Here is a 23097-nt window from a genome sequence, read left to right as displayed (position 1 = left end):
AATACCTTAATGTTGCGAAAGCAACTTATTTTTTCAAAGTTTCCTGTACCATTGGGGCAGGAACCATCTCTTCTCTAAAGGTGTAAGCTCCGGTTTTTTCAGATCTTACTGCCTTGATTACTTTGGCGTAAGACACGCCACCTTCTTTTTTCAGGGTTGCTACTACTTTCTTAGCCATGGTCTTGTCGTTTTAAGCGGAAGTTATTCCGAGCTAAATTACTTAATTTCTTTATGAACAGTCATTTTCTTCAAAATTGGGTTGAATTTCTTCAATTCCAATCTTTCAGTCGTATTCTTTCTATTCTTTGTAGTGATGTATCTTGAAGTACCTGGCATACCAGAGTCTTTATGCTCCGTGCATTCCATAATCACTTGTACTCTATTGCCTTTCTTAGCCATCTTTAAATTGATTTAAGGGTCGTGACTTTGATTATCTGATTACAATCATCCCGTTATCCTGCGCCTTTTTCAAAACTGCAGTGATCCCGTTCTTATTGATAGTCTTCAATGCCTTAGAACAAACTTTCAAGGTGATCCATGCATCTTCCTCTGGCACGTAGAATGTCTTCTTATGAAGATTTGGGTAGAATCTACGCTTAGATTTATTGTTTGCATGGGATACGTTGTTACCTACTCGAGGTCTTTTTCCGGTAATGTCACAAACTTTTGCCATGGTATTTATAGTAAAATTGTATGCGTTTCTGTAATGAGTCTGCAAATATCGGAACTTTTTGCTAATTAACAACAATGCCTTTCAAAAATATTCCCTTTTGTATCAAGGTTTTGGATAAGGACAGTGCTTACATCCATTTCCACAGCAGTAGCCCCGCTTTAAGTGGTATTTTTCTGTGAAAACCATCAGCCCATTTTCCATAAAATAGTAATCATCTCCACTCATTGCCGCACTTGATCTCGGCTTCTTACGTTCTTTCATGGTTCGGACAGAGTCAATTGTTATATTTGAACAAATCGATTCCTTATTATATAGTATACAAAAATACACAAAACATGCAGACAATTAGTTCCAGTGCCCAAGCAATCGAGTTGGAAAACCAATACGGGGCGCACAACTATCATCCTTTGCCGGTAGTGCTCGCCCGTGGGGAAGGCGTTTATCTTTGGGATGTGGAAGGAAAGCGTTATTTCGATTTTTTGTCTGCCTATTCGGCCGTCAATCAGGGGCACTGTCACCCCAGGATCAAAAATGCGCTGATAGAGCAAGCTGGTTTATTGACTTTGACTTCCAGGGCTTTTCATAATGATATTTTGGGGCCTTTTGAAAAGTACATTTCTGAATATTTTGGATTTGACAAGATGCTGCCAATGAACACCGGGGCGGAAGGAGTGGAGACTGCACTCAAGCTTGCCAGAAAATGGGGGTATGAAAAGAAGGGTGTAGATACTAACCGTGCGAAAATCGTAGTCGCAGAGAATAATTTCCATGGCCGGACTACCACTATTATTTCCTTTTCGAATGATGAGAATGCCCGCAAAAATTTTGGCCCGTACACTGCGGGTTTTGTGAAAATCCCGTATGATGATGTATATGCACTAAAGACTGTGCTGGAAGATCCGGATGTGGTTGCTTTTTTGGTGGAGCCTATCCAGGGAGAAGCTGGGGTATATGTGCCTAGCGAAAATTACCTAAAAGAAGCCAAAGCTGCCTGTGAAGCAAAGAACGTTTTGTTCATTGCGGATGAGATTCAGACGGGAATCGCCAGAACAGGTCGCCTGCTCGCGGTGGATCATGAAGAGGTACGGCCGGACATCTTGATTTTGGGTAAAGCAGTGTCTGGTGGATTCTATCCTGTTTCCTTAGTATTGGCTGATGACCATATTATGAACGTGATCAAGCCGGGCCAGCACGGGTCTACTTTTGGGGGAAATCCCTTGGGGGCCAAAGTGGCTATGGCTGCGCTGGAAGTGGTCAGAGATGAGCGCTTAGCAGAAAATGCCGCTAAGTTAGGAGAGGTGTTTCGGCTGAGAATGCAGAAACTGGTAGAGAAGTACGATGTAGTGAGGCTGGTGAGGGGAAAAGGTTTGCTGAATGCTGTGGTGATCAACGATACCGAAGATAGCAGTACTGCCTGGGATATCTGCGTGGCCTTGAAGGAGAATGGGCTTTTGGCAAAGCCTACGCATGGAAATATTATTCGATTCGCGCCTCCTTTGGTGATGACCGAAGAGCAACTTCATGAATGCTGTGATATCATTGAGCAGACCATTTCAGCTTTTTCTAACTAGGTGGGGAAAATGTACGGTTAAATAATTGAAACCCTTCTGAGTCATGGAACTTGGAAGGGTTTTTTAGTGTCTTATGCTTAATTTTGCATTTTCAAAAAGAAAACTAAACAACGCATGTTACAAGCTGTAATTTTTGATATGGATGGCGTGATCTGCCATACCAATCCCTTTCACTCTATTGCCTTCCAGCAGTTTTTTGCGAAGCGTAATCTCAATCCCTCAGAAGCGGAATATGCAGCGCATATGTATGGTAAAAATAATGGCTACATTTTAAGTCACTTTCTAGGTAGGAAAATAGAAGGAGAGGAGCTTGCGCAGCTCGAAGATGAGAAAGAAGGTCTGTTCAGGGAGATTTATAAATCTGAGGTGAATGCAATAGATGGGTTTATGGGGTTTTTCGACTTGCTCAAAAAGGAGGGGCTAGCTACAGCCGTGGCTACCTCGGCGCCTCGTGCCAACCTTGATCTTATTATAGGCACGTTGAAAATAGGGGGGCAAATGCAGTCTCAGTTGGCTTCTGAAGACGTGTCCAAGCATAAGCCAGATCCAGAGGTTTATTTGAAAACTGCTGCAAAGTTAGGGGTGGATCCTGAAAACTGCGTGGTGTTTGAGGACTCCTATTCGGGTGCAAGCGCTGGTTTGAATGCCGGAATGAAAGTGGTGGGAGTGTTATCCAGCCACACTGAGGATGAACTTCCAGCTTGTGATTTGTATATTAAAAACTATGAAGGGTTGGTTTTGGATCAACTCAGAAATTTATTCTAACAAGAAATGCTAAGAAGACCCAGAAGAAATAGAAAATCAGAAGCAATCAGGAACTTAGTGGAGGAGACTAGTCTTTCTGTGAAAGACCTTATTTTTCCTATGTTTTTGATCGATGGACAACGCAAAAAAATAGAGGTCAGCTCCATGCCTGGGATATACAGGTTTTCCATTGACGAAATGCTGAAAGAAATGGAAGCCTGTGTGAAGCTTGGAATCATGTCTTTTGATGTGTTTCCGGCTTATCCGGAAGAGTTGAAGGATGCAGTCGCCAGCGAAAGTTATAATCCGGATACGTTTTACCTCAAAGCCCTGCGGGCAATCAAGAAAGAGTTTCCTGAGGTCTGTCTAATGTCAGATGTAGCGATGGATCCTTATAGCAGTGATGGGCATGATGGTATCGTGAAGGATGGTAAAATCATTAACGATGAAACTTTAGAAGTCCTGTCTAGGATGGCTTTGGCACAGGCCGATGCCGGTGTGGACATCATTGGTCCTTCGGATATGATGGACGGGAGAGTGGGGTATATCCGAAGCCAGTTGGATGAGTATGGTCATCAAGATGTTTCGATTATGTCCTATACGGCCAAATATGCCAGTGCGTTTTATGGGCCCTTTAGGGATGCGTTGGATTCAGCTCCGAAGTTTGGAGATAAGAAAACCTATCAAATGAATCCGGCGAATATTCAGGAGGCAATTATTGAAGCTGATCTGGATACAGAGGAAGGCGCTGACTTTTTGATGGTGAAGCCTGCTTTGTCATACCTGGATGTGATAAGAGTATTGGATCAGGAGTTTCCGCTGCCTATCGCCGCGTATAATGTGTCTGGGGAATATAGTATGGTGAAAGCAGCAGTGGAGAAAGGATGGTTAGAAAACGACCGGGCCGTTCATGAAATTCTACTCAGTATCAAAAGAGCAGGGGCTAAGGTGATTTTGACCTATTTTGCCAAAGAATATGCGGAAACATGGGGTAGGTAGTATTTGCTCTCAGTATTATCATAAAAAGCCGGTTTATTCCGGCTTTTTTTTGTTTCAAGGTTTTTTTCAAGGTCTAATTCTAAAATTTGATTGCATTTTTTTGATTGGTAGTCTGTAATAAAATCAATTTTTTGAAAATTTATATTTTTCATAATTCTTTGCTATTTGTTTCGAAATAGGAAAAATTCAAAAAATCAGAATATAATTTTTTTACACTCCTGATTTCGGGACATGAGTTTTGTTGCCTGCTGTGGATCGAATAGATCAGCGAATATTATAGATATGAACCAAATAATATTTTTAGAATCAATAAGTTTAAAAAACACCCTATTTTTCTTAAAAATTTGTAGAAAATGCAAAAAATGGATCTAAAATGACATTAAAAACTCTATCAAAATGTGAAAATCGCAAAAATGGATTTGTTTTTTTATCAATAATATAATTACATTCGGATCAAGTAATAGCTATCAGACCTATTGTAAATTTTGTTAAACGATAAAAAATTTATGTTTCACCTATGATGTATTTCGCAACCCTGTTGGCCCAAGATGCGGCCGCTACTATGGACCTATCAGCTCAGATTTCTCAAAATCTGATGACTACAAACAACGTCTGGATGATGTTGTCTACTGCACTTGTTTTTATTATGCACTTGGGATTTGCCGGTGTTGAGGCTGGTTTCGGTCAAGCCAAGAACACTGTCAACATTTTGTTTAAAAACACCATTACTCCGATTTTGGGTATTCTGTCCTATGCTTTTGTAGGATTCTATTTAATGTATCCAGGCTTTGAGACTCCAGGATGGTTTGGGTTTGATGCTGCTGGCTGGAGTATGTTTTGGTTTTCTCCCGGAGATGCCGACGTCTCCACAGGCTATGCAGATGGAGGCTATACCTATTGGACTGACTTTCTGTTTCAGGCCATGTTTGCCGCTACCGCAGCTACAATAGTTTCAGGAGCTATAGCTGAGCGTGTAAAGTTGTGGGCTTACCTGGTGTTTACGCTAATTTATGTGGGTATAGTATACCCGTTGATCGGAAGTTGGAAATGGGGTGGTGGTGCTCTAGACGCCATGGGCTTCTATGATTTTGCAGGAAGTACCTTGGTACACTCCGTAGGTGGCTGGGGGGCGTTGGCCGGTGTGATTCTGGTAGGGCCTAGAATCGGAAAGTATGTCAATGGTAAAACTGTAGACAAGCCTGGCTCAAGTGTACCTTTGGCGGTAATCGGGGTATTCCTGCTTTGGTTAGGCTGGTTTGGGTTTAATGGGGGCTCAGTGCTTTCTGCGGATCCGGCTCTTGTTTCCTTTGTTTTGGTGACTACTTCACTGGCTGCCTGCGCTGGCGGACTGGGTGGCTTCCTGGCCGGAAATCTTGTATTTAAGCGATTGGATCTAGGTATGGTTTTGAATGGGATTCTAGCCGGTTTGGTGGGGATTACCGCTGGGGCCGACGTGATCAATCCTTTAGCTGCTGTATTTGTGGGTTTTGTGGCTGGTATATTAGTAGTGTACTCAGCTGTACTTCTGGATAAACTTCACTTAGACGATGTAGTAGGTGCTGTGTCTGTACACTTGACTTGTGGTGTTTGGGGTACTTTGGCTGTAGGTATTTTCTCTACCAACCCTGATCACACCTTTTTTACCCAGCTCATAGGGGTGGCCATTTGCGGAGCGGTAGCTTTCTCTGCTGCCTTTATCATATTTCTTGTATTGAAAAAGACTATAGGAATTCGTGTGTCTGAGGAGCATGAACGAAATGGTCTTGACTCTCATGAGCATGGTATACGTGGTTATACCATTGTTTACGACGAGTAATCTTCTACAGCTCTTTCCTACCAGAGTATCGGTAGAAGATACTCTGGTGGGTTTTTAATTACTAAAACCAATTTTAAACCTATACCTAATTAAATCATGAAAAAAATTCAACTATTATTAATTGCATTGCTTGTTTTTGGCAGTGTGAGTGCCTTTGCTCAAGAAGTGATTATTATTGAGGAAGAAGAGCCGTCAAGACTGACTTTTTCAGGTTCAGTAGATGCTTATTTTAGAACTAACTTTAACGGCCCGAATAAGGGTGATAATTTCCAAGCTCCTGCAACTTCCTTTGCTAATCTTCCGGGATTTTCTCTGGGTATGGCCAATATCATCGCGACCTATCAAGGTGAAAAAGTAGGTGCTGTGGCAGATTTGGTCTTTGGTCCTAGAGGAGAAGATGCGGTTTTCGGATCTCCTATGTACGGAGGGGGAATGGCCGGTAGTTCTCAAATTGTAAACCAATTGTACGTTTACTGGAATGTGTCAGATGCTGTGACTTTGACTATGGGTAATTTCAATACCTTTTTGGGTTATGAAGTGATCTCTCCAACAGCCAACTTTAACTATTCTACTTCTTACATGTTTTCTTATGGACCGTTTTCGCACACTGGTCTGAAGGCTGATTTCGCCTTATCCGATAACTGGTCTTTGATGGCGGCAGTGATGAATCCGACAGATATGACTGAGTTCAATTTGGCTGGTACTTACACCTTAGGTGCACAGTTAGGGTATTCTACAGATGCAGGAGGGGCTTATTTGAACTTTGTGTATGGGGATCAGGATGGTAAGCTTGAAGATGATGGCACGTTGATCACGGATCAATATTCTAACGGGCAAACTTTTCAAGTGGATTTGACTGCTGGATTTGATGTTTCGGATGCTATCTATCTTGGTTTGAATACTACCTATAACACCACTGCGGCTGGAGAAATTTATTCTGGTTCATCTGTTCAAGATGCCAGTGGCGATGGTGGTGGATTTTTAGGATTTGCCGGCTATCTGCAGGCTACTACTTCGGAGATGTTCTCAATTGGTCTTCGTGGAGAATACTTCAGTGTATTCAATGGTGGTCTTGATGGTGTGGTAGGATTGAATGCAGAAGGTGATGGCAGTGTGTTTGCTGCGACGCTTTCAGGGAACGTAAGAGTTCATAAAAACCTGACTTTAATTCCTGAGTTAAGAATGGATGCTATGAGCGATGAATTCTTCACAGACAATGATATGAATGCAAGCAAAAATTTGTCATCCTTTATGCTGGCAGCGGTTTTTGCTTTCTAAAAATATAAACAGGGTCTATTGTTAATTTAAAAGCCGGGTTGATTTTCAGCCCGGTTTTTTATTTGTTGCATATTTTTTTGTGAAAACTAGTTTCTAGGATAGCTTTTTTGAGCAAAAAGTCTGTATGAATTGATTTTTTAAGTTTTAAAAAACACCGAATAAAATAAGTTATTTGTAAATTTGGAAAATTAAATTTTATCATTTGTCAATTAATAGAAATTAAATACTGATTTTTTGTAACCTTTTCTTTTCTCTCAAGTATAGGTATGTGAGTGTTAAAATATACTTGTTATGAAGAAATCAGTTTTATTAGTCGCAGTTATGTTGTCCGCTTCAGTAGCCTTTTCCCAGTCTACTTTGAAAGGACCTAAAGCAAAAAACGCTACTCCAAGTGAGCGAGTGGCACATGCATCTCCCATCAAGTTTAAGGTTGAGCCTGCAGCCGTTCAAGGCCCAGAAGCTAAAAACAAGAAAGTATGGGAGTCAGAAAAAGTAGAGACCAAGACGGTGTATGTCAGAAGAGAACAACCTCTTAAAGGTCCAAAAGCCAAGAATAAAAAAGTGTGGGAAGATTAATCCTATTCTTTAAATGCGTAATATGTAAAAGCCCGGATTTATTCCGGGCTTTATTGTTTTAAAGGTCTTGCTCTCTTTCCAGCATTAAGATGGAAGCTTGCGGGACTATAAAGTATTTTTCATTTTCATAAATCACCTCGTGAGCACCAGAAAGTAAGAAAATGGCTAAGTCACCTTCTTTGGCTTGCAAGGGGATATATTTAACCTGCTCCTCTTTTTCTAGCCAAGGCTCCTGATCTTCTGAAGCCATAGGGATAGGATATCCAGGTCCTGTTTTGATGATGTATCCCTGCTGTACTTTTTCTTTCTCCTGCACTCCAGGTGGAAGGTAAAGTCCTGAACCTGTCTTTTCACTGGGCTTCTTTAATCGGATCAAAACTCGGTCACCTACCACAATGAGGTTTTTCAATTTGTTATTTGCAGTTAGTTGCATTGCCGGTGATTTCTTGGTTGATGAAAGAAAAGCCAAGAATCCAGATACTTTGTCCTTTTCCTTGGCTTTGCAAATTAAAACGGCACCCGTATTACTACAGATGCCGTTTGAGTTGGTTTAATTCAACTTATTTCTTGTCTTCTTCGCTGACTTCTTCATAGTCCACGTCAGACACACCATCGCCAGACTCCTCTGCACCTGCATTGGCTCCAGCTTCTGGACCTGCTCCTGGAGCACCTTGTCCTGCGCCGGCAGCATTATACATTTCAGTGGAAGCAGCTTCCCAAGCTTTGTTCAATCCTTCCATTGCGGAATCAATTCCTTCTAGGTTTTGGGACTGATGAGCTGTTTTAAGGGTTTCAAGCGCTTCAGTGATAGCTGTTTTATTTCCTTCGGAAAGCTTGTCACCGTATTCTTTCAACTGCTTTTCAGTCTGGAACACTAGGCTGTCTGCCTGGTTTAGCTTTTCGATTTTCTCCTTTTCAGCTTTGTCAGTGGCAGCATTTGCTTCTGCCTCCTTCTTCATTCTGTCGATTTCTTCCTGTGAAAGCCCGGAAGATGCCTCAATCTTGATTTTCTGCTCTTTACCAGTTCCTTTGTCCTTCGCGGATACATTTAGGATACCGTTGGCATCGATGTCAAATGTAACTTCGATTTGAGGAACACCTCTCTGTGCTGGTGGAATGTCAGAAAGCTGGAATCTACCAATCGTTCTGTTGTCCTTTGCCATTGGTCTTTCACCTTGCAGTACATGGATATCTACTGCCGGCTGGTTATCCGCGGCTGTAGAGAAAGTCTCAGACTTTTTAGTAGGAATAGTAGTGTTTGACTCGATCAATTTAGTGAATACTCCACCCATAGTTTCTATACCTAGAGAGAGCGGAGTTACGTCCAAAAGAAGGACGTCCTTCACCTCACCGGTCAATACACCACCTTGGATGGCAGCTCCTATCGCTACAACCTCATCTGGGTTTACACCTTTAGAAGGCTTCTTACCAAAGAATTTCTCAACTTCTTCCTGGATTTTCGGTATTCTAGTGGATCCACCTACCAAGATTACTTCGTCGATGTCAGAAGGGCTAAGGCCTGCATCTTGCAAAGCTTTTTTACACGGCTCCATGGATCTTCTTACCAAGTCCTCAGAAAGTTGCTCAAACTTAGATCTGCTCAAGGTTCTTACCAAGTGCTTTGGCCCTGACTGAGTAGCCGTAATGTAAGGAAGGTTGATCTCTGTAGATGAAGAGCTGGAAAGTTCGATTTTTGCTTTTTCAGCTGCTTCCTTCAATCTCTGCAGCGCCATAGGGTCTTGTCTCAGGTCAATCTGCTCCTCGCCTTTGAACTCATCTGCGAGCCAGTTGATGATCACTTGATCGAAGTCATCACCTCCTAGGTGCACGTCACCATTGGTGGATTTTACTTCGAATACTCCGTCACCAAGTTCCAAAACTGAGATATCAAATGTACCACCACCAAGGTCATACACCGCGATCTTCATGTCTTGATCTTTTTTGTCCATACCGTAAGCCAAAGCTGCTGCGGTAGGCTCATTGATGATTCTTTTAACATCTAGGCCAGCGATTTGGCCGGCCTCTTTAGTGGCTTGACGCTCAGAGTCATTAAAGTATGCGGGTACAGTGATCACAGCTTCTGTCACTGCCTGTCCTACGAAATCTTCTGCAGTACTCTTCATTTTCTGAAGAATCATGGCAGAAAGTTCCTGGGGAGTGTAAGATCTGTCACCGATTTTGATGGCTACGGTATCATTTGCTCCTTTTTCTACTTTATATGAGGCGTGTTTTTTCTCTTCAGATATTTCAGAGAATTTTTTACCCATAAACCTCTTTACAGATGAAATGGTATTTGCTGGGTTGGTGATGGCCTGTCTTTTAGCCGGGTCACCTACTTTTCTTTCTCCGTTTCCGTTGTCAAGGAAGGCTACAATAGAAGGGGTAGTTCTTCTTCCTTCACTGTTTTGGATGACTACAGGTTCGTTACCTTCCATTACTGCTACGCAGGAGTTGGTGGTACCCAAGTCAATGCCGATAATTTTTCCCATGATTATATGATTTTAAGTTATTTCGAATAGATACATCTCCCTTTCTTCAAGGGATGTGCCATCAGAGAATTCAGCTGTTTTTGTGTCACATTGTCAGAAAACTTGACAGGATTTTCTTTCACTGATCGCTGAATTGTCACGGATTCTGAAATCCTGCCTTTTGGGTTGACATTTTTTCGGGAAATATGGCCAGCTCTTGCAACCTATTCCTGACCTGATGCATCTATAGTGTAGAATGAAGAATTTTTTCAAGGGAAATATGAAAGAAAGATACCGATGGCTCTGCGCTATTATGCTTGGGGTTGCGCTACTCACGCTTAATAATGAATTGGAAATCGTGCCCACCTGCTGGAAATATTTCGAAGGGCTGATTCAATTACTTTGATTTGTCCTGAGATCAAAGTGTTTTTTCGGCTAAGCTCCCTATTTTTAGAGCATGACAAACTCACTCAGCATTCAGGATATTTACGTCTATCCCATCAAGTCGCTTGGAGGGATCAGACTTGCTAAGGCTACTGTGGAGGAGCGTGGTTTTAAGTATGACAGAAGGTGGATGCTAGTAGATCAAAAGGGTGTATTTCTATCCCAGCGGACTACGGCTAGCTTAGCATTATTGCGCGTCAGATTAGAAAGTGAGGGGTTAACCGTCTTTCCGGTTTCTAATTCTACAGATCAGATCCACATTCCATTTGATCAGGTGGGTGAGGAACTCGCTGTACAAGTTTGGGACGATGAGATGCTGGCCAAAACGGTCTGTAAGCAAGCTGATGATTGGTTTAGCCGGATATTGGGGAAAGAAGTCAGACTAGTGAAAATGCCAGAATCTACGGTAAGGAAAGTAGATCCCAAGTATGCCCCAAACGGGGAGGCTGTAAGCTTTGCTGATGGGATGCCTTATTTAATGATCGGGCAAAATTCACTAGATGACCTGAACCAAAGACTGGAGGAAGAGATAGAAATGAATCGCTTTCGGCCAAATATTGTTTTTTCCGGAGGGGAACCATTTATGGAGGATACATGGGATGAAATCCAGATTGGAGATGTCACCTTTCAGGTGGTGAAGCCCTGCGCAAGATGTGTGATGATCACCATTGCGCAGGAGACCGGTGTCAAAGGTAAAGAGCCTTTAAAAACCCTGGCTACTTATAGGGCTACGGGTAAGAAAGTTCTCTTCGGACAGAATATGCTGGCTTTGAGCTCGGGTGAGTTAAAGGTAGGGGATAAACTCGTACCTATGTCCTATAAATAAAAAAGGAGCCCGAGGCCCCTTTTTTATTTAAAGTTTTTCACAGTTTGTATAAATACCTTCACCTTCTCAGGGTCTATGTCCGGATAGACTCCATGACCAAGGTTGGCGATATGAGGTGTGCCACGAAACTCTTCCATCATAGCCTCGGTAGCCTTTCGCACTTGCTCTTCTGAGCCATAAAGTGCTGCTGGATCTAGATTTCCCTGCAAAGTTTTGCCTTTTCCGATTAACTTTCTGGATTCAGCAATTCCCATGTTCCAGTCCAATCCTATGGTTTCGCAATTCAATTTGCTCATTTCCTCACGTGCGAAAAATGCGCCTTTGGCAAAAACAGTCTTAGGAACGGAAGTGATTGCATCACAGATTTGGGCAATGTAAGGCAGGGAGAACTCTGAATATTGCTTTGGTCCTAATATTCCGGCCCAACTGTCGAAAACCTGAATTAATTGAGCTCCAGCTTCGATCTGGGCATTTAGATAGTTGATCGTGCTCTCAGTGATCATCTGAAGCAGTTGGTGCGAAAATGCCGGTTGGGTATATAGCATTTCTCTGGCTTTTGAAAAAGTTTTGCTTCCATGGCCTTCTACCATGTAGGAGAAAATGGTCCAGGGGGCACCGGCAAAGCCTATCAAAGGAACTCTGCCATTCAGTGTTTTTTTGGTGATGGAGATGGCATCGGTTACATATCTAAGTTCAGATCCATCTGATACATGCAGTTTTTTCAGATCTGCCTCAGACTTCACGGTTTCAGGAAATAGAGGGCCTCGTTTTTCTACCATTTCATAAGGAAGCCCCATAGCTTCGGGTATTACCAGGATGTCTGAGAAAATAATTGCTGCATCTACTCCCAGCAAGTCAACCGGCTGAATGGTCACTTCTGCAGCAAGTTCGGGGGTTTGCGCCAGCTCTATAAAGCCACTGACGCTTTCACGGACTTTGCGGTACTCGGGCAGGATGCGGCCGGCCTGACGCATCAGCCATACCGGTGTTCTTTCTACAACTTCGCCTTTTGCGGCGCGAAGTAAGAGGTCGTTTTTCAAATGCATGCTGCAAAGATAAGTGTCAAATTAGTTTTGGCTCGGAAAATACGGACATAAAAAATACTCGTGATCCCGATTGCTTCGCAAATGGGTATGAAAGAAACATCTCCTGCGAATGAGATCTGCGTGAAATCAGCGTCTTTTTCTGCGCTGATCTGCGGGAAGCCAAAAGACTTTAAGAAAAAAAACTGGACCTGTTCAAATCACAGATCCAGTTTGCGGTAATCAGTTGGTTTAGGGTAATGTTTATTATTTTGAAGAATCTAATCTTAGGAAATCAGCATCTTCTATGTCCAGCATTTTCATGGTAGCCTCATAGTCGGAGAAATCTATTCTAGCAGCAGGGAAATCCGAAGGGACCACCACCACTCTGAAAATCTGCCCATCTGTCCAGTCAGGACCTAATAGCTCATAATCAATTGGCCCATCCATGAAAATGGAGAAATCATCCAAGGTGAAATCGAAGTTATAGATGAGCACTCCTTCCTGGAAGAAGAAGTTTTGAGGTAGCATGGTCCAAATATCCCTTCCATCATCTACACCTGCCAGGCGATAGACCAGTATTACATCGCTTTCAACATTGGCAGCAGGAAACTGAAAGAGGTCTGAGTGGTTGTTTTCAGGAGTAAAATCAATTTCTACTTCATAGGTGGTGCCCAGAATATTCACTCCATCTTCACCCGGGATTCCCTGAGGACCTTCTGGACCCATCGGGCCTTCGCAGGCTTGGAAAGTGAATAAACCGACCAAGGCTAAAACTGCTGTAATTTTTCTCATAGTGATAGTGTTTTAAGGTTGGTACACCTGCTTTCACGAATTGTGCCAGAAATAGGTTAGTTAATTATCCTTAACAAATACTATTCGATAGGGGCTATCACCTGCACTTCACTAGCTGAGATGATTCTATCAATGAAAATACCGCTCAGTTTCAGTTCATTTTCCGCTGCAAAGGACTGTAGTTTTTCTTTGATGCTTTCAGGGCTTGGCATTACCCAGCGGTTACTTTGGATGGTAGCCAAAAGGTATTTGGACTGGGTAAACTTACGGGTCTCCATATCCTCCAGAGGAAGCTGTTTGTTGATCCCCACAAAAACCACCATGGTATCATGCTTGCCGGCAGGCTCTATCTCGTAGATAGTATGTAGGTAGCTACCTGGGTTTAGACTTTTCTGCACCTCCAATTCCTGGAAGTTAGCGGCCAGTTGTTCGTCGCGTGGGATTCCTCTGAATGTTCTGCCGATGAGGGTTTCCGGTTGCCTTTCTATCAACTCTATTTTTATCGGATTATTTCCGCCCAGGAAGTCAAAAATCAAATACCCCACCACTACTAATCCCGCGAGGATACCGGATGCAATAAGTACTCGTTTTTTCATCTGTTTATCGTTTGGGTTTTTACGGCCTTAAGCTACCCCGTGGCTAGGGATACGGGATGGGATCTCCGGTAGCTTAAAATCATCACATTAGGTGCGGCCTTTGAGATGTTCGGTTTTTTGGCTAGAAAATATACCTTACACCTATTCCGCCTTGACCTTTGATATGGCCTATTCTGTCGATTAGCTCAAGGAAAAATCCGGCTTCGCCAAATACGGAGATAGGTACATCATCAAAATAGTATTCTGCACCTATAAATGCCTCGGGACCAAAGTCTCCATTAGTTCTATTGTCCTGAGCCTGGGTGGAGGACTGTCCATCCGTGTATGTGTAGGTGACTTTGGTACTTCTAAACTGTACGCCTGCCCCTCCATATGCCAACATGTAACCGCTTTCTATATTGAAAACATCTGTAATATCCTCATGATATGCGGCTCTGACATTGATGGAAATGCCTTTTTTGGCTGTATGGGAAATGTAAAAGGCATTTGAAGTAGGGAGGTTAGATTCGAATTCCTTTTGGTAATAGCTGGCTCCATTTACCCCTGCGCTGCCTATCATGCCTTCAATGGATATGTTGTCATCTAAGAAGTCTTTGAAAGTCACTGAAAAAGGTTCGCCTAGACGTATGCCTATGCCTCTTTCCTGCGCAAAACTCAAGAATGGTAAACAAACAAAGAGTAGAATTAATCTGTACTTCACTTTAATCTGGTTTTATTATGATAGTATTTGATTGGCCTAGATCGCCATGGTTTTGAGCTGCATCTGATGCAGCTGGGTGTAGTGTCCGCCCTGCTCAAGCAAGGATTCATGAGTGCCGATTTCTACGATCTCACCTTTGTGAAGAACGATGATTTTGTCGGCCTTTTGGATGGTAGATAGTCTATGGGCTATCACAATGGAAGTTCTGCCTGTCATCATTGTTTCAATGGATTCCTGGATCAGTTCTTCGGTTTCGGTATCCACTGATGAGGTAGCCTCATCCAAAATGATGATTTCTGGATTATAGACCATGGCCCGCACAAAAGAGATCAACTGCCTTTGGCCCACAGAAAGTGTCGCCCCTCTTTCCATTACATTATAGTCCAATCCACCAGGGAGCCTTTCGATGAATCGTTTGGCTCCTGCCAGCTCAGCTGCGTACATGACCTGCTCTCTGCTAATGTCAGGATTTCCAAGTGTGATGTTATAGAATATGGTATTGGAGAATAGGAACACATCCTGTAGTACAACGCCGATATGCTTGCGCAAAGTATCCAGTTCAAAGTCTTTGATGTCGTGGCCATCAATGGTGATTTGGCCTTTGTTGATTTCATAAAATCTCGAGATCAAATTGATGATGGAGGATTTACCGGCTCCAGTGGCACCTACCAGTGCTACCGTCTCTCCTGGCTTCACTTCAAAGCTGATGTCTTTTAGTACATAGTCCTCATCTACGTAGGCAAACCAGACATTTTCCACTTTGATGTTGCCCTTTACTTTTTCAGGTTTAAAATTACCTTCATTGGCTATGTGCTCACTGCTTTCCAGCAATTTGAAAATTCGGGACGAGCTCACTACGCCCATTTGCAGGGTGTTGAACCTATCAGCAATCATTCTGATCGGACGGAAAAACAACTGCAAATACATAATGAAGGAGATCAAGACTCCTATCTGGATTTCCATGCCCAACACGCCCACAGCTCCATACCAGACTACTAGCCCAATGCCCATGGCCTGGATGATTTCCGCTACTGGGAAGTAAATGGAATAATACAGAACCGAACGTATATGCGCTCTTCGGTGCTCCTTATTGATGTCCTTAAACTTTTCAAACTCCCTGTCTTCCCGGTTGAAAATCTGCACGATATTCATTCCGGTGATGTGCTCCTGGAGGAAGGAGTTTAGATTGGAAACGGCGTTTCTTACGTCATTGAAGGTGACTTTGATTTTCTCTTTGAAAATATAAGTGGAAATCACCATCAGGGGGAGCGTACACAAGCTTACCAAGGTGAGTTTCCAGTCAATGTAAAACATGACCCCTAGAATAGTCACCAGCTGGAGCAGGTCACCAATGATGGCAGCCAGTCCTTCTGAAAATACATTCGCCAGGGTCTCTATATCTGAAACGTTTCTGGTGACCAGCCGCCCAATCGGCGTATTGTCAAAGAATTTCAGGCGGAGCTTGAGCAGATGTTTGTAGAGTTTCACCCGGATATCCCTGATGATCACCTGGCCTATCCAGCCCGAATAGAACGTGTGCGCCCACTGCACTAATGCTTGAAGGATCATTAAGCCTACGAGCAGGTAGATGATTCGCAGCAAACCTGCGCCATCACCCACCGTGACATAATCATCGATCGCCACCTGGATAAAGTATGGCCGTGTAGGTGCCAGTACAGCAAGTGCAATCGTCAGAAAGACAAGAAAGTAAAACTGGGCTTTATAAGGCTTCACAAAGCCATAGAGCTGCTTGAGGACTTTCGAATCAACGATTTCTCCGGAGGATGTTTTTTCTTTTTCTAGGCTCAAGTGTCTGTTAATCTAAATAAATGTCTGCTGGATATTCGATTTTGCTAAAAAATAGTCCTTTCGCTGGAGCTGATTTTCCGGCTTTTTTTCTATCCTTCGATACGATTATTTGCTCTAGGTCTTCAGCGGTTTTTCTTCCTAGCCCCACATCCATAAGTGTTCCCACGATCGCTCTTACCATTCCACGCAAAAATCGGTTTGCAGTTATATGAAATTGCAATTCCCCGTCTTTTTGTTCCCAACTGGCATGGATTATTTTGCAGCGAAAATGCTTGACCTCGGTATGGACTTTGCTAAAGCATTCAAAATCCTCATGTTTTAACAAGATCCGTGCAGCTTGGTTCATCAAATCCACATTTGGCTGGAAATAATTCATCCAGGCAAAATCTTCCAAAAAGGGACTTTTCTGTAAAATCACCCTGTAAATATAAGAGCGCTTTACGGCGTCAAATCTAGCATGAGCATCCGACCTCACTTCACGAATGCCTGAAATGGCGATGTCCTTAGGCAAAATCCCATTGATAGCTCTAAGAAATCGCTGGTAATCCAAAGCAGCGTCTGTATCAAAGTGGCAAACCTGCATGCTGGCATGAACTCCGGTGTCTGTTCTGCCACTGCCCATGATGCCTACTGGGTGACGGAAGTAAGTCTCCAATGATTTTTCCAACACTTCTTGGACAGAAATTGCATTGTTCTGGATTTGCCAGCCATGATAATGGGTCCCTTTGTAGCTCAATTCCAGGAAATATCTTTTGCTCATGGTCATACGGGTGCAAAGATACTATTCCCGGTCAAAACTTGGCTAGAATCCTACAATCCTTGGTAATGAACTTATAAGGCCTTTTCTTTGCGGAAAAATTAATTAGAAATGATTCAGCGCGTACAATCAATATTCCTGCTTTTGGTGGCCATAGCCATGGGACTGACTTTGGGAATGCCCCTTTGGGTGCAGGAGCTTGCCAGCTCTGGTGAAACCTGGAAGCTTGATGCTTTATTTATGAACCAAATGGATGCATCCGGTGAAGTTTTGAGTTCAAGTTCTCACTGGTACATTGCTGCCATAGCTGCGTTTGTAGGACTATTGGCGATCATTTCCATATTCCAATACCGTAATCGTGCCCGTCAGATGATGATCAATATGGTCAATTCCTTGTTTATGGTAGCTTTGGTCGCTATTGTTTTTTTGACAACGAACGGAGTGAACAAAGAAATAGGTGCAGTGGACAATGGTTCCTACGAGATCGGATTTTGGGCTATTTTAGCCGCAATGGTCTGTAATATGCTGGCCAATCGCTTTATTAGAAAGGACGAAGCCTTGATCAAATCCGTGGATAGAATCAGATAGTTTTTAGATTATGGAGTCTAGATACAAGAATCAAGACTAAATTCTAAAGTCATTGCTAGCAACGAAGAAGCATGGCAATCTACTTGAAACACAACCTAAAAGAGCCAGCAAATCGCTGGCTCTTTTAGGTTGTTCACCTGCTTCTCCAGAAGCTGGCTATTGTTAAATATCCTACCAAAATCGTATTCCCACCGTAGGGTAGAAGGTTTTGAAGTTCTCTGTGCTGATTACCCCAACTTGTATGGAGATGTTTTTGCTGAGTTTTCGATTGTAATAGGCTTGCATCGTGGTGCCACTGAAAAGCTGGCTCTTGTTCTCGTTGATCAAATAACCCACCCCAAAAGTGTTTCTTCTTGGTCCTGATAGATTGCCAAATTCCCAGGCAAATTCCACATTGGCGAACCAGTTGCTATTGACTTTGATGTTGTTTTCCACTCGTTCGGGAAAATATACGGTATTGGTGATGGATCCTCCCAGTGAGAAATTGCGCCAGTTGAGGTGAGTTCTGAAGCCAACCACCGGAGTGAAATCACCACCGGTAAAGTCTAACCCTACCGGAAATGTCATTTCCAGACTGTGTACATAGGGGACATATTTTTTCTCGATCTTGTATTTCACATTCTTTAAAGCCGTAGGCTGGAAATTTTCGGCTATTCTGTAAGAGCGCGTGGTAAACTCAGGAAAGTCCGTTGCCCTGCGCAGCAGCGGCTCAAATTCCTCCGTCAACTCATCGGCTGTGAATTCTGTATTGTTAAAGTACAGCACAAGTGCACTTTCATTGGGAAGATCGAAGACCAGGGTGTCAGTCACCGGCCAGTCCCGGTCTAGCCATTCCTGAAGATTGCTTGAAAGTTCATTTTCTACATCCTGGGCCATGGTTTGAAATGTGCATAGCAATGCCAGGAAAGGAACTAGTAGTAGTCGTTTCATGATAGGAGTTAGTTATAAAATGTTTGTTGAATTAGTCTTTTTGAAACTTGATTTTGATCGAGTTATTGGTGGTATTCGCTCGGCTCAACTGAGCATTTGGGAGGTTTTCTGGAGACGGCGATCCAAAATTGGTTTTGAATTTCACACGTTCTTGAAGCCCCCAGGAAATCGCTACCTTATGATAGGTCTTCTGCGGTTCCACCTCAGGAGTTGGGGGAATGATGATGTCAGCGACCAGATTTTTTTCAATGCTTAAATCACTTACTCTCAAGGGTGGGACTTCTATAGGATCTGTACTTGCACGATTTATACTTTTTTGTTTCGGCTTTTCCTCCCCGGAGGCTAGCACTTGTTTTGGTTCTGGCGTTGGTTTCTCAGTTTCTGGCTGAGGAGGATTTTCGGTTTCTGGTATTTCTACAGCTGTAGTATTGGTGTCATTTGCTGTGATCAGTGGAACTTCCGATTCTTTTTCGCCCAGCTGTAGATATGCTGTCCCGGCAATCACCACGATGAGCGCGATGGCAGCCGCTGCCAATCCATATTTCCAAAGCGAAACCACAGGTTTTCTTTGATCCAACTCCTGCTCGATATCACTCCACAGCTCAGCCTTAGGTTCTCTTATGGGAAGATTTGCAGCATGCATTTTTACTTGGGAGTCAAAGTCCTTTTGCTTCTGGATTTTGCTCCACAAATCTGGTTTTGGGCTATATTCCTTCATGCCTGAAGCAGTTTAGTGATCCTTTTTTTTAATAGAGTTTTCGCATAATTTAACTGGGACTTCGAGGTGCTTTCCGAAATGCCCAATAGCTGTGCAGACTCCTTGTGGCTGTATCCTTCGACCGACACGATCAGGAAAACAGACCTCGCACCATTTGGCAAACTTTGAATAGCCTGATCCAGTAACTCTGCATCAAACCAAGCATCAAATTCTTCACTGGGTTCTAGATTCCTTTCGTCGATTTCTTCGAAGTGAATCTTCTTTTTGTGTTGTTGTATTGCTTTTCGGACAGTGATGGTTTTCATCCAGCCTAGCAGTGCTTCCGGATGTTTGAGTGTATGGAGTTTTTGAAAGATCTCCACATAGGAATCCTGGAGTGCATCATTGGCTTCATCTTCATCGCTTATGATCCGGTAGCAGGTAGAGTAGAGCATTTCTTTAGTCAATTCAAAAAGCCGGAACTGAGCGGTTCTGTCTCCTTGGAGGATGTTTTTGATCAGGTTGGTGTCTAGCTTTTGATTGTTCATGAAATATGCTTTCTAAAAGAGTATGATCAGACCCGAAAGGTTGGAATGGGGTAAAAGTTTTTTATGCTGTAGGCATTATACAAAATCTTTTCCGGCTAGGTGAAAATAATAGTAATTTCAGGCTTAGCATTTTGGAAGCATTAACATCACTTGATATTATGAAGTTAGAAACCTTAGCCATTCACGGTGGAAATATTGTCAGCGACAAGGAAAAGCCGGTGATCCAGCCCATCACTTTGAGTACTACCTTTGTCCACCAGCCCGAGTCGATGATCTATGCCAGGGCCAATAACCCAAACCGCCATGCGCTTGAGCAACTATTGGCTGGCTTGGAAAAAGGAGCAGATGCAGCGGCTTTTTCTTCCGGAAATGCAGCCGGCGTTTCGGTTTTTCAAGCTCTCGACCCTGGATCTCACTTGATCGCTCCGGATGATATGTATCACGGATTGAAAAATGCGATAGAAACTATTTTTAAAGGAATTCTGGAGGCCACTTTTGTGGATATGACCGATTTGGATGCAGTGGAGCAAGCTTTTCAGCCCAATACCAAATTGGTCTGGGTAGAGACTCCCTCAAACCCACTTTTGAAGATCACAGATATACGTGCTGTCGCAAAACTGGCAAAAGCCAAAGGAGCCATACTTGCCTGTGACAACACTTTTGCCACCCCGGTTTTCCAAAACCCTATAGCGCAGGGTGCGGATATAGTGATGCATTCCAGTACCAAGTATTTTGGCGGACACTCGGACATCATGGGTGGAGCACTGATTACGAAAGTGCAGGATGAGTTTTGGGAGAAAGTAAAGAATGTACAGATAGGTGGTGGAGCGGTACCTACTCCCATGGACTGTTACTACCTGTGCAGAAGTATCAAAACTTTGCCCTATAGGATGAAAGGCCATGCCGAACATGCGATGGTATTGGCAAATTTCCTCGATGGGCACCAGGCGGTAGAAAAAGTGTACTATCCGGGATTGAAAGCCCATCCAGGCCATGATATAGCCGCAGCTCAAATGACTGGTTTTGGCGGAATAGTTTCTTTTCTGGTCAAAAGTGGAGCGGACGCTGCGGACGTGGTGATCTCCAAGCTCAGGTATTTTACCAATGCTACCAGTTTGGGAGGGGTAGAAAGCTTGATCGAACGTAGGGCTGCAAGTGAGGGGCCTGACACATTGACCCCGCAAAACCTCATTCGTGTATCCGTGGGGTTAGAGCATTTGGATGACTTGCTGGAAGATTTAGAGCGGGCTTTAGCCGCAAGCTAAATCAATGCTTATCCCATCCATCCATTGCTTTTCGGTGAGCGGAGCCGGGCACTGCACCTATGAATTCAATAGGAACTCCGTCGAGATCTTTGGTGGTGCCTATATGAATGCCTGTCAGCGAACTGACTCTTGGCCCATTGGCATCTAAACCAAAATCCCTGAGTTGCTTCAGCAGGGATTCTGTGCCACTGGTTTCTAAGCCAAAATGATCCAATCCAGCTGGTCGAGATGGGGATGCCGGCACTAGTTCTATAAATGTGGTTTTACTTACCTGAAAGTATGACCAGGCAGGGTTTCCCTCTTCGTCTTTGAATTCGATTGCTAAAGGAAAGCCAAGCGTGTCTCTGTAGTAACTTGCGGATTTTTCGAAATCTTCTGTGGCTATTGCAATGTGGTTGATGCCAAGGATTTCTCCTTTCTCTATGGGCTGTAGTTTTTTGCCTAAAGTGATGCCGACTGTCAGCCCGATGAAAAGCATGACAAATGCGACCAGGAGAAATTGACTTGAGCGTTTCATGGACGATGATTTTGGGTTGGTATTGCAGTGGAATATAAAGAAAACTTCCCAATACTCGCCCGTTCACCACCCTGTCGCCTATTGGCCTGAAAAGTATCCTCCCAAAGTAGATTAGCGCGTTTCTTTGGCAGGATAGGAGCGCATTTATTGATACCAGTTTCTCAGACGAACCTCCACATCCGGGGCTGCTTCATTTACCAAGGCTTTGAATTTATCAATGTCATTAAGCCCGTCTGTTCCTCGGTAATGATAGGGGTAAACTATCTCAGGTTTGAATTCGACAACAGCGCTGGCAGCTTGGTCCACATCCATGGTATAGGGTAAATTCATGCAGACAAATGCGATAGCTATTTGCTGAAGGGAGCGCATCTCGGCAATGTCTTCCGTGTCTCCTGAGATGTAAACTTTTTTACCTCCCAAATCGAGCACATAGCCATTTCCTCGGCCTTTTGGATGTCTGGAGTCAGAGGTTTCCGGTAGATTATACATGGGAATAGCTTCAGTTTGTATCCCATTGATGGTTTTGGTTTGGCCATTTGCCATCACTTCTACTTTCATTCCAGTGCCTGCCGTGAGTTGATCTGCTACAGCCTGGGGAGCGACTATAGTGGCTGCTGATAAATCCAACCCATCTAGAGTTTGCTGGTTTAAGTGATCACCATGAATATCTGTGATGAAAACCAAAGTTGGCTTTTTTTGCTTGCTGAAAAGCTCAGCTCCTCCATAGGGGTCCACATAGATGACCTCATTTACATGCTCCAGGACTAAAGTGCCATGGGTAATCGGGGTAATGGTGATGTCGCCGTCATTGGTTGGGATTTTGTCTTGACCAAAGACATCAATTGAAATCAGGATGAGGAGGAGGGTGAAGTATTTCATTTTGAGTGGATTAATGTGTTAGAAGTTAATGAATTGCTTCGCAAAAGAAAATTTAATCTTACCCAAAGTAGCCGATTCCTTTTGCCATCAATCCCGCCAAAAGAGGAATGATAAACAATAACAACAGTTCTAACCTGAGCAGCATAAAGATTGTTTTTGGGATTTGGATAACTTCCTCCGGGTTGCCTTTTCTGTTTTTGATGAAAAAGACGGTGGGGTAAATCGACAAAAAGCCTATGCTGGCGAACAGGGAAATTTTGATATGAAAAATGAAATTGAGCGTGTAGTATTCCGAAGGTTTCCCATACCCTCCTAGCCAAAGCGTAAGCCCTACAGCCAAAAGCGTGAGAGCTGCCATTCCATAAACCCCGTCGATGGTTGCCAATCGCTTGATTTCTTTTCGTGTCAGTTCTTTTTTCAGTAAGAGGTGCTCAGAGACCAATGATCCCACAATTGCAAAAATGCTGATAAAATGAAGGTAACGTAGAATGATTTCTGGGGTCATAAAAATGTTTTTTAAGGACCGTACCTAAAGGCACGGCTGGTTCATGATGAATTCTATTTCTACCCATAGTGAGTCCCTGACGGGACCAAGTAAC

Annotated in this window: 27 protein-coding genes; 9 read left to right on the top strand and 18 right to left on the bottom strand. The window is 43.3% G+C overall.

Annotated features, from left to right (window positions below; genetic code table 11):
* Positions 1-25: 25 nt before the first annotated feature.
* The 4 genes from PBT90_RS14980 to PBT90_RS14965 form a co-directional block, all read right to left on the bottom strand.
* Positions 26-178 carry a DUF4295 domain-containing protein gene (locus tag PBT90_RS14980; RefSeq protein ID WP_264811391.1) on the bottom strand — a complete coding sequence of 51 codons (153 nt, stop codon included), beginning with the start codon at positions 176-178 and terminating at the stop codon, positions 26-28.
* Positions 179-216: 38 nt separating this feature from the next.
* The gene (rpmG, locus tag PBT90_RS14975; RefSeq protein WP_264811390.1) at positions 217-399 is read right to left on the bottom strand and encodes a 50S ribosomal protein L33; all 183 of its coding nucleotides are present in this window, start codon (positions 397-399) and stop codon (positions 217-219) included.
* Between the two features lie 31 nt (positions 400-430).
* Complete coding sequence (gene rpmB, locus PBT90_RS14970; protein ID WP_264811389.1) at positions 431-673, bottom strand: 50S ribosomal protein L28; 243 nt, start codon at positions 671-673, stop codon at positions 431-433.
* 102 nt (positions 674-775) lie between these two features.
* Positions 776-898 (bottom strand): DUF5522 domain-containing protein, encoded by a 123-nt coding sequence (locus PBT90_RS14965; protein WP_264811462.1) that lies wholly within the window; start codon positions 896-898, stop codon positions 776-778.
* Between the two features lie 110 nt (positions 899-1008).
* Between PBT90_RS14965 and rocD the strand changes: the two genes are divergently transcribed.
* From rocD to PBT90_RS14935, 6 genes are all read left to right on the top strand, one after another.
* On the top strand, positions 1009-2244 hold the full coding sequence (rocD, locus tag PBT90_RS14960; protein ID WP_264811388.1) for an ornithine--oxo-acid transaminase: 1236 nt from the start codon (positions 1009-1011) through the stop codon (positions 2242-2244).
* A 114-nt stretch (positions 2245-2358) separates the two neighbouring features.
* The gene (locus PBT90_RS14955; RefSeq protein WP_264811387.1) at positions 2359-3009 is read left to right on the top strand and encodes an HAD family hydrolase; all 651 of its coding nucleotides are present in this window, start codon (positions 2359-2361) and stop codon (positions 3007-3009) included.
* A gap of 6 nt (positions 3010-3015) precedes the next feature.
* Positions 3016-3987: a porphobilinogen synthase gene (gene hemB / locus PBT90_RS14950; RefSeq protein WP_270129865.1), complete on the top strand. Its 972-nt coding sequence runs from the start codon at positions 3016-3018 to the stop codon at positions 3985-3987.
* Between the two features lie 520 nt (positions 3988-4507).
* On the top strand, positions 4508-5803 hold the full coding sequence (locus PBT90_RS14945; RefSeq protein ID WP_264811460.1) for an ammonium transporter: 1296 nt from the start codon (positions 4508-4510) through the stop codon (positions 5801-5803).
* A gap of 96 nt (positions 5804-5899) precedes the next feature.
* Positions 5900-7081: a porin gene (locus PBT90_RS14940; protein ID WP_264811385.1), complete on the top strand. Its 1182-nt coding sequence runs from the start codon at positions 5900-5902 to the stop codon at positions 7079-7081.
* Positions 7082-7372: 291 nt separating this feature from the next.
* Positions 7373-7657 carry a hypothetical protein gene (locus PBT90_RS14935; protein ID WP_264811384.1) on the top strand — a complete coding sequence of 95 codons (285 nt, stop codon included), beginning with the start codon at positions 7373-7375 and terminating at the stop codon, positions 7655-7657.
* Between the two features lie 58 nt (positions 7658-7715).
* On the opposite strand, the gene PBT90_RS14930 is transcribed toward PBT90_RS14935, so the two are convergent.
* Positions 7716-8090: a co-chaperone GroES gene (locus PBT90_RS14930; protein ID WP_264811383.1), complete on the bottom strand. Its 375-nt coding sequence runs from the start codon at positions 8088-8090 to the stop codon at positions 7716-7718.
* A 127-nt stretch (positions 8091-8217) separates the two neighbouring features.
* On the bottom strand, positions 8218-10146 hold the full coding sequence (gene dnaK / locus PBT90_RS14925) for a molecular chaperone DnaK (protein ID WP_264811382.1): 1929 nt from the start codon (positions 10144-10146) through the stop codon (positions 8218-8220).
* A gap of 436 nt (positions 10147-10582) precedes the next feature.
* On the opposite strand from dnaK, the gene PBT90_RS14920 reads away from it, so the two are divergent.
* The gene (locus tag PBT90_RS14920; RefSeq protein WP_264811381.1) at positions 10583-11395 is read left to right on the top strand and encodes an MOSC domain-containing protein; all 813 of its coding nucleotides are present in this window, start codon (positions 10583-10585) and stop codon (positions 11393-11395) included.
* A gap of 23 nt (positions 11396-11418) precedes the next feature.
* Here PBT90_RS14920 and hemE read toward each other — a convergent pair whose 3' ends face one another.
* The 6 genes from hemE to truA form a co-directional block, all read right to left on the bottom strand.
* Positions 11419-12441 (bottom strand): uroporphyrinogen decarboxylase, encoded by a 1023-nt coding sequence (gene hemE, locus PBT90_RS14915; RefSeq protein WP_264811380.1) that lies wholly within the window; start codon positions 12439-12441, stop codon positions 11419-11421.
* Between the two features lie 243 nt (positions 12442-12684).
* Entirely contained in the window at positions 12685-13212 is a 528-nt protein-coding gene (locus tag PBT90_RS14910) for a hypothetical protein (RefSeq protein ID WP_264811379.1), read from the bottom strand.
* 80 nt (positions 13213-13292) lie between these two features.
* Entirely contained in the window at positions 13293-13808 is a 516-nt protein-coding gene (locus tag PBT90_RS14905; protein ID WP_264811378.1) for a hypothetical protein, read from the bottom strand.
* A gap of 121 nt (positions 13809-13929) precedes the next feature.
* Positions 13930-14508 (bottom strand): hypothetical protein, encoded by a 579-nt coding sequence (locus PBT90_RS14900; RefSeq protein WP_264811377.1) that lies wholly within the window; start codon positions 14506-14508, stop codon positions 13930-13932.
* Positions 14509-14544: 36 nt separating this feature from the next.
* Positions 14545-16317, bottom strand: coding sequence for an ABC transporter ATP-binding protein (locus PBT90_RS14895; protein WP_264811376.1), 1773 nt, complete (start codon positions 16315-16317; stop codon positions 14545-14547).
* A 7-nt stretch (positions 16318-16324) separates the two neighbouring features.
* Positions 16325-17083, bottom strand: coding sequence for a tRNA pseudouridine(38-40) synthase TruA (gene truA / locus PBT90_RS14890; protein WP_264811375.1), 759 nt, complete (start codon positions 17081-17083; stop codon positions 16325-16327).
* A 102-nt stretch (positions 17084-17185) separates the two neighbouring features.
* Between truA and PBT90_RS14885 the strand changes: the two genes are divergently transcribed.
* Positions 17186-17662: a DUF4293 domain-containing protein gene (locus tag PBT90_RS14885; RefSeq protein ID WP_264811374.1), complete on the top strand. Its 477-nt coding sequence runs from the start codon at positions 17186-17188 to the stop codon at positions 17660-17662.
* 171 nt (positions 17663-17833) lie between these two features.
* On the opposite strand, the gene PBT90_RS14880 is transcribed toward PBT90_RS14885, so the two are convergent.
* From PBT90_RS14880 to PBT90_RS14870, 3 genes are read right to left on the bottom strand one after another with little or no spacing between them, the layout of a single operon-like run.
* Positions 17834-18592, bottom strand: a complete 759-nt coding sequence (locus PBT90_RS14880) for a hypothetical protein (RefSeq protein WP_264811373.1) — start codon at positions 18590-18592, stop codon at positions 17834-17836.
* 31 nt (positions 18593-18623) lie between these two features.
* Positions 18624-19310 (bottom strand): hypothetical protein, encoded by a 687-nt coding sequence (locus tag PBT90_RS14875; protein WP_264811372.1) that lies wholly within the window; start codon positions 19308-19310, stop codon positions 18624-18626.
* On the bottom strand, positions 19307-19837 hold the full coding sequence (locus PBT90_RS14870; protein WP_264811371.1) for an RNA polymerase sigma factor: 531 nt from the start codon (positions 19835-19837) through the stop codon (positions 19307-19309). The genes PBT90_RS14875 and PBT90_RS14870 overlap by 4 nt, the downstream gene beginning before the upstream one ends.
* Positions 19838-19995: 158 nt before the next feature.
* On the opposite strand from PBT90_RS14870, the gene PBT90_RS14865 reads away from it, so the two are divergent.
* The gene (locus PBT90_RS14865; RefSeq protein ID WP_264811370.1) at positions 19996-21102 is read left to right on the top strand and encodes a trans-sulfuration enzyme family protein; all 1107 of its coding nucleotides are present in this window, start codon (positions 19996-19998) and stop codon (positions 21100-21102) included.
* Between the two features lies 1 nt (position 21103).
* Here PBT90_RS14865 and PBT90_RS14860 read toward each other — a convergent pair whose 3' ends face one another.
* From PBT90_RS14860 to PBT90_RS14850, 3 genes are all read right to left on the bottom strand, one after another.
* Complete coding sequence (locus PBT90_RS14860; RefSeq protein WP_264811369.1) at positions 21104-21619, bottom strand: VOC family protein; 516 nt, start codon at positions 21617-21619, stop codon at positions 21104-21106.
* A gap of 144 nt (positions 21620-21763) precedes the next feature.
* A complete protein-coding gene (locus PBT90_RS14855) occupies positions 21764-22498 on the bottom strand; it encodes an MBL fold metallo-hydrolase (protein WP_264811368.1) in 735 nt (244 codons plus the stop codon).
* A gap of 58 nt (positions 22499-22556) precedes the next feature.
* Positions 22557-23003, bottom strand: coding sequence for a DUF2214 family protein (locus PBT90_RS14850; RefSeq protein WP_264811367.1), 447 nt, complete (start codon positions 23001-23003; stop codon positions 22557-22559).
* Positions 23004-23097: the final 94 nt, after the last annotated feature.

The organism is Algoriphagus sp. TR-M9 (genome assembly GCF_027594545.1).
GTDB lineage: Bacteria > Bacteroidota > Bacteroidia > Cytophagales > Cyclobacteriaceae > Algoriphagus > Algoriphagus halophytocola.
This window is presented reverse-complemented; position numbering and strand designations above follow the sequence as displayed.

What these genes read in the sequence shown, in the direction of transcription:
- hemE (WP_264811380.1), bottom strand. Translation starts at nt 12,441, where the DNA reads ATGCATTTGAAAAACGACCTCTTACTTCGCGCCGCAAAAGGCGAAGTT.
- PBT90_RS14930 (WP_264811383.1), bottom strand. Translation starts at nt 8,090, where the DNA reads ATGCAACTAACTGCAAATAACAAATTGAAAAACCTCATTGTGGTAGGT.
- PBT90_RS14935 (WP_264811384.1), top strand. Translation starts at nt 7,373, where the DNA reads ATGAAGAAATCAGTTTTATTAGTCGCAGTTATGTTGTCCGCTTCAGTA.
- PBT90_RS14980 (WP_264811391.1), bottom strand. Translation starts at nt 178, where the DNA reads ATGGCTAAGAAAGTAGTAGCAACCCTGAAAAAAGAAGGTGGCGTGTCT.
- PBT90_RS14905 (WP_264811378.1), bottom strand. Translation starts at nt 13,808, where the DNA reads ATGAAAAAACGAGTACTTATTGCATCCGGTATCCTCGCGGGATTAGTA.
- PBT90_RS14965 (WP_264811462.1), bottom strand. Translation starts at nt 898, where the DNA reads ATGAGTGGAGATGATTACTATTTTATGGAAAATGGGCTGATGGTTTTC.
- dnaK (WP_264811382.1), bottom strand. Translation starts at nt 10,146, where the DNA reads ATGGGAAAAATTATCGGCATTGACTTGGGTACCACCAACTCCTGCGTA.
- rocD (WP_264811388.1), top strand. Translation starts at nt 1,009, where the DNA reads ATGCAGACAATTAGTTCCAGTGCCCAAGCAATCGAGTTGGAAAACCAA.
- PBT90_RS14865 (WP_264811370.1), top strand. Translation starts at nt 19,996, where the DNA reads ATGAAGTTAGAAACCTTAGCCATTCACGGTGGAAATATTGTCAGCGAC.
- PBT90_RS14870 (WP_264811371.1), bottom strand. Translation starts at nt 19,837, where the DNA reads ATGAACAATCAAAAGCTAGACACCAACCTGATCAAAAACATCCTCCAA.
- PBT90_RS14885 (WP_264811374.1), top strand. Translation starts at nt 17,186, where the DNA reads ATGATTCAGCGCGTACAATCAATATTCCTGCTTTTGGTGGCCATAGCC.
- PBT90_RS14860 (WP_264811369.1), bottom strand. Translation starts at nt 21,619, where the DNA reads ATGAAACGCTCAAGTCAATTTCTCCTGGTCGCATTTGTCATGCTTTTC.
- PBT90_RS14955 (WP_264811387.1), top strand. Translation starts at nt 2,359, where the DNA reads ATGTTACAAGCTGTAATTTTTGATATGGATGGCGTGATCTGCCATACC.
- truA (WP_264811375.1), bottom strand. Translation starts at nt 17,083, where the DNA reads ATGACCATGAGCAAAAGATATTTCCTGGAATTGAGCTACAAAGGGACC.
- rpmB (WP_264811389.1), bottom strand. Translation starts at nt 673, where the DNA reads ATGGCAAAAGTTTGTGACATTACCGGAAAAAGACCTCGAGTAGGTAAC.
- PBT90_RS14940 (WP_264811385.1), top strand. Translation starts at nt 5,900, where the DNA reads ATGAAAAAAATTCAACTATTATTAATTGCATTGCTTGTTTTTGGCAGT.
- PBT90_RS14855 (WP_264811368.1), bottom strand. Translation starts at nt 22,498, where the DNA reads ATGAAATACTTCACCCTCCTCCTCATCCTGATTTCAATTGATGTCTTT.
- PBT90_RS14875 (WP_264811372.1), bottom strand. Translation starts at nt 19,310, where the DNA reads ATGAAGGAATATAGCCCAAAACCAGATTTGTGGAGCAAAATCCAGAAG.
- PBT90_RS14850 (WP_264811367.1), bottom strand. Translation starts at nt 23,003, where the DNA reads ATGACCCCAGAAATCATTCTACGTTACCTTCATTTTATCAGCATTTTT.
- hemB (WP_270129865.1), top strand. Translation starts at nt 3,016, where the DNA reads ATGCTAAGAAGACCCAGAAGAAATAGAAAATCAGAAGCAATCAGGAAC.
- PBT90_RS14910 (WP_264811379.1), bottom strand. Translation starts at nt 13,212, where the DNA reads ATGAGAAAAATTACAGCAGTTTTAGCCTTGGTCGGTTTATTCACTTTC.
- PBT90_RS14880 (WP_264811373.1), bottom strand. Translation starts at nt 18,592, where the DNA reads ATGAAACGACTACTACTAGTTCCTTTCCTGGCATTGCTATGCACATTT.
- PBT90_RS14920 (WP_264811381.1), top strand. Translation starts at nt 10,583, where the DNA reads ATGACAAACTCACTCAGCATTCAGGATATTTACGTCTATCCCATCAAG.
- rpmG (WP_264811390.1), bottom strand. Translation starts at nt 399, where the DNA reads ATGGCTAAGAAAGGCAATAGAGTACAAGTGATTATGGAATGCACGGAG.
- PBT90_RS14945 (WP_264811460.1), top strand. Translation starts at nt 4,508, where the DNA reads ATGTATTTCGCAACCCTGTTGGCCCAAGATGCGGCCGCTACTATGGAC.